The sequence below is a fragment of the Nocardioides sp. NPDC006273 genome (genome assembly GCF_040613495.1).
In the GTDB taxonomy this organism is placed as follows: Bacteria; Actinomycetota; Actinomycetes; order Propionibacteriales; family Nocardioidaceae; genus Nocardioides.
This window is the reverse complement of the sequence record NZ_JBEXSD010000124.1, coordinates 1-3,176: the sequence shown is the minus strand read 5'-3', so window position 1 is coordinate 3,176 and position 3,176 is coordinate 1. Positions and strand designations below refer to the sequence as shown.

Annotated in this window: 5 protein-coding genes; all 5 read right to left on the bottom strand. The window is 67.5% G+C overall.

What is annotated here, in order from left to right:
• Window positions 1-531 (bottom strand): hypothetical protein (locus ABZZ22_RS26910; protein WP_354938616.1); only part of this gene is annotated, 531 nt, incomplete at its 3' end.
• Window positions 531-1,088 (bottom strand): hypothetical protein, encoded by a 558-nt coding sequence (locus tag ABZZ22_RS26905; protein WP_354938613.1) that lies wholly within the window; start codon window positions 1,086-1,088, stop codon window positions 531-533. The genes ABZZ22_RS26905 and ABZZ22_RS26910, both read right to left, overlap by 1 nt.
• Complete coding sequence (locus tag ABZZ22_RS26900; RefSeq protein ID WP_354938610.1) at window positions 1,088-1,837, bottom strand: hypothetical protein; 750 nt, start codon at window positions 1,835-1,837, stop codon at window positions 1,088-1,090. Before ABZZ22_RS26900 ends, ABZZ22_RS26905 begins: the two co-directional genes overlap by 1 nt.
• A complete protein-coding gene (locus ABZZ22_RS26895; RefSeq protein ID WP_354938607.1) occupies window positions 1,837-2,397 on the bottom strand; it encodes a hypothetical protein in 561 nt (186 codons plus the stop codon). Before ABZZ22_RS26895 ends, ABZZ22_RS26900 begins: the two co-directional genes overlap by 1 nt.
• Before the next feature lies 1 nt (window position 2,398).
• Window positions 2,399-3,176: hypothetical protein (locus ABZZ22_RS26890; protein ID WP_354938604.1), on the bottom strand; the 778-nt coding region annotated here is incomplete at its 5' end.

Sequence of the window (3,176 nt, the reverse complement as noted above, 5' to 3'; positions counted from 1 at the left end):
CGTCGTAGCGGCCGCGAACCGGCGCACCTCCGCCCTCAGGCGCAGCGTGTCCAGCGACCCCGGCACCACGTTCGTCATCCCCGAGACGTCCATGTTCCGCTGCAACTCCGGCACCGCCGGGAACAGGTGCGTGTTCGCCCGGCCCACCTCGGTGTTCGTAGCGTCCACGATGTCCACGCCGATGCTCGCAACGTTCGGTCCGTTCGGAATCGAGTAGATGAAGGTGGCCACCACCAGCCACATACCCGGGAGCAGAATCCTCACGTTGCTGCCGGTCAACGGTGCAATAGCGCCACCGATGTTGAAGTCGACCAGCTCCAGCGACAAGGTAGCTGAGTCCGCTGTTGCCCCCTCCATCGTGACCGGCGTAACGCCACGCACCCGTGCCATCGGCCGCGGCCCAACGCTCGCCTGGAGCGCTTGCAGGTCCGTGTCGATGGCCTCGGCAAGGTCCTGGATGTCGCCGGCCACATCGGTCGGGTCGGTCGGTACCGGGTACGGGTAGCCCCGGTTCACGGTGGATGCGGGCATCAGGGGGCCACCTTGGTTGCGGAGAGACGGCAGTTGTCTACGTCGATCGGTCCACCACTGTTCTGCTGCACCGCCAGCGTGATCTTCTCGCCCACGTTGCAGCGCGTCAGAGCCACCATCGACAGGGTGGTGATCGACGATCCGAGGTTCTTCGTCACCGTTGCGATGTCCGGCACCAGGCCACCAACCGACCGCAGGAACATGGCGATCGCGTTCGGTGTGGTGCCGAGCGCGGTGCTCTGCTGCACGACACCCGACACCAGGTACAGGCCGGCGCTCGTGATGCTGATCGCGGTGGCGTCCACCCCGAGGTTGACCATGGCTGCGTTGTCGTACAGCTCGTTGTCGAAGGTGACGGTCGTCAGGACGCTGTTGGGAATGGTGTCGGACAGCTGGGAGATGAGGGCCGTGGGTGCGTTGCGGGCCGTGGTCCTGGCGGTGTACAGGCCTTGTACGTCGGCGTCGATGTCCTCGGCCAGGGCCTGGATCTGCGCTGGCGGGTTCTGCGTGTCCCCGTACAGCGGGTACTCGTAGCCGCGGGGGGTAGTGGCGGGCATCAGATTCTCCTCACGATCACGTTGTCCCAGCACACGCGCTGCAGCCCGGCCGTCGACGAACGGAGAGCGAGCCGCATGAAGCCGGTGACGGGCGCTGACACGGTCCCGGAGAGGACGGTGTACAGGGGCTGCTGTACGAGGTCGTTGGCCGTCACGATGACGGTGTCCGCCGATGACGTCACCGGGTAGAGGTTCGTCGAGTTCGCGAACCACAAGGCAACCAGCGCGCCGTCGGCGGTCGGTGTGTCCGTCGGCTGGTAGTCACCCGCAGCGGACGCAGACACAGAGAACTGCCAGCCAGCCGTCACCGGGCGCGGCTGCGAGTACAGGTAGTGGACAGCGGCAGCAGTGTCCGTGCTGCCCACCGAGGCGACCTGCGTGCCGTCCGGGGCGCCTGCCACCTCCTGCACCACCGCGCCCGAGCTACCCGACACGTTCGCCTGAACCCACAGTGCCGGCTCTGACCCCGGCGCCGAGTCCTCGAACGACGGGTTGGCGTCGGCCAACTCGTTCACGCCGACCCCCGCGAGAGCGCCGTGGATCACCCACGAGCCGCCCTGCTGGGACACGTACACCAGATCCCCAGCAGTGAAGCTGGCCCCCACCAGGTAGGCCGCAGAGAATGATGTGCCACCGATAGAGACGACCGCCTGGTTCGTCGCGAAGCTCACGACCGTACCCATGCGGAATGCTGCGTACGGGCCATCCTGTGCGGCAAGCTCAGCCGACGTGGGAAGCGGAACCGTCATCACACCTCCAGCAGCTCTAGCGCCCACATGTGGGTCGTCGTGTTGTACGCGGCCGCACCATTCGTCGCGATCCGCGGCTTCAACAGGTCGCCGGCCGCGAGCTGCACCGTCGTCGACACGTACACGTCACCCGCAGTCGCGGTCACCTGCTGCCCGACATCCCCATAATTGATCACGTTCGCCCCGTTGCGGAGGATGTTCGGCCGTGCCGCCACCTCCGTTCCCGACGGGGCGAGGACCAGCGAGTACATGCCAACCAGGTACCAGCCGGACTCCACGATCCGGATGCCGCCGCTGGTGGTGTCCCCCATGCCCGTCGATGCGAAGACCACCTGGTTCAGGTTGGGGTTCGCCGTGCCGCCAGGCCATGCGGTGGCCACGGACTCGCGCATCCGGGCACCCAGCGGCCGGACGAGCTGGTCGTCGAGGTCGGTGGCAATCTGCTGGACGACACCATCCACGGCCTCGGCGAGCGCCCGCAGCTGCCCGATGTCCGACAGATCCTTGACCCGTGGCGGGTCGCACTCAGGGTAGGGAAAGCCGAGCGGCGTCGTATCCATGTCAGGCTCCTGTCGTCCCGGCTCGGGTGGCGATCCCCATCGGGGTGGCCGTGTCGAGGGGGTAGCTGATGCTGTCGATGATCTGCGTGTCGCGAACGCCCATGAACTGCAAGCTCACGGTGTCGCCAGGCTCGATGCTGTAATCCGGGACCAGCGATGGCCTCCACTGCCGCGACAGCGCGGACGCGGCCTGGAGCTGGGTCCGAGCCAACACCTGCGCCTGCGGGAAGCTGATCGGGGTCTGCACCTTGATGGTCTGCGACACCCGACCGAACAGGCCACCGAACCGTGTCGGGCTGCCGGTCGCCGTGTTGCGTGCCGGCACCCGGATCGGCGTCGTACCGTCAGCACGCTCCGACACCACCACCACCGAGTTCGCCACCCCCGTACGCGACCGCGGGATCGACGCGTCCAGCAGCAGCCCGCCCGGGCCGTCCCGGAACTCCTGCACGACCGGACCGAGGACGTAGTCGAACGGCATGACGACGAACTCGCCGTTCCCGCGGGCGTACCAGCGTCCGCCGAGTGACTGGGCCAGGTCATCGAGTGCCTGCCCGCGGTCCTCGTCCCACGTGAGGGACTGGGGTGTCGGCTGGTCCGTTACCGTGTCCGTCCCGAAGGTGGCCTGTGGCACCGCCTCCATGATCAGAGTTCGGATCTCCGCCAGCGTCATCCCGGCCGTCGTCGTCCGCGGCTGCTCGAAGCGGTACGCGATCACGTCTGCGGCCAGGTCGTCGCAGACGAAGGAGACCTGCCCGTCCGGCTGGAGCGTCGCCTCC

Bases quoted from the DNA above. Each gene is read 5' to 3' on its own strand.
- ABZZ22_RS26900 (WP_354938610.1), bottom strand. From the start codon at position 1,837: ATGACGGTTCCGCTTCCCACGTCGGCTGAGCTTGCCGCACAGGATGGC.
- ABZZ22_RS26905 (WP_354938613.1), bottom strand. From the start codon at position 1,088: ATGCCCGCCACTACCCCCCGCGGCTACGAGTACCCGCTGTACGGGGAC.
- ABZZ22_RS26895 (WP_354938607.1), bottom strand. From the start codon at position 2,397: ATGGATACGACGCCGCTCGGCTTTCCCTACCCTGAGTGCGACCCGCCA.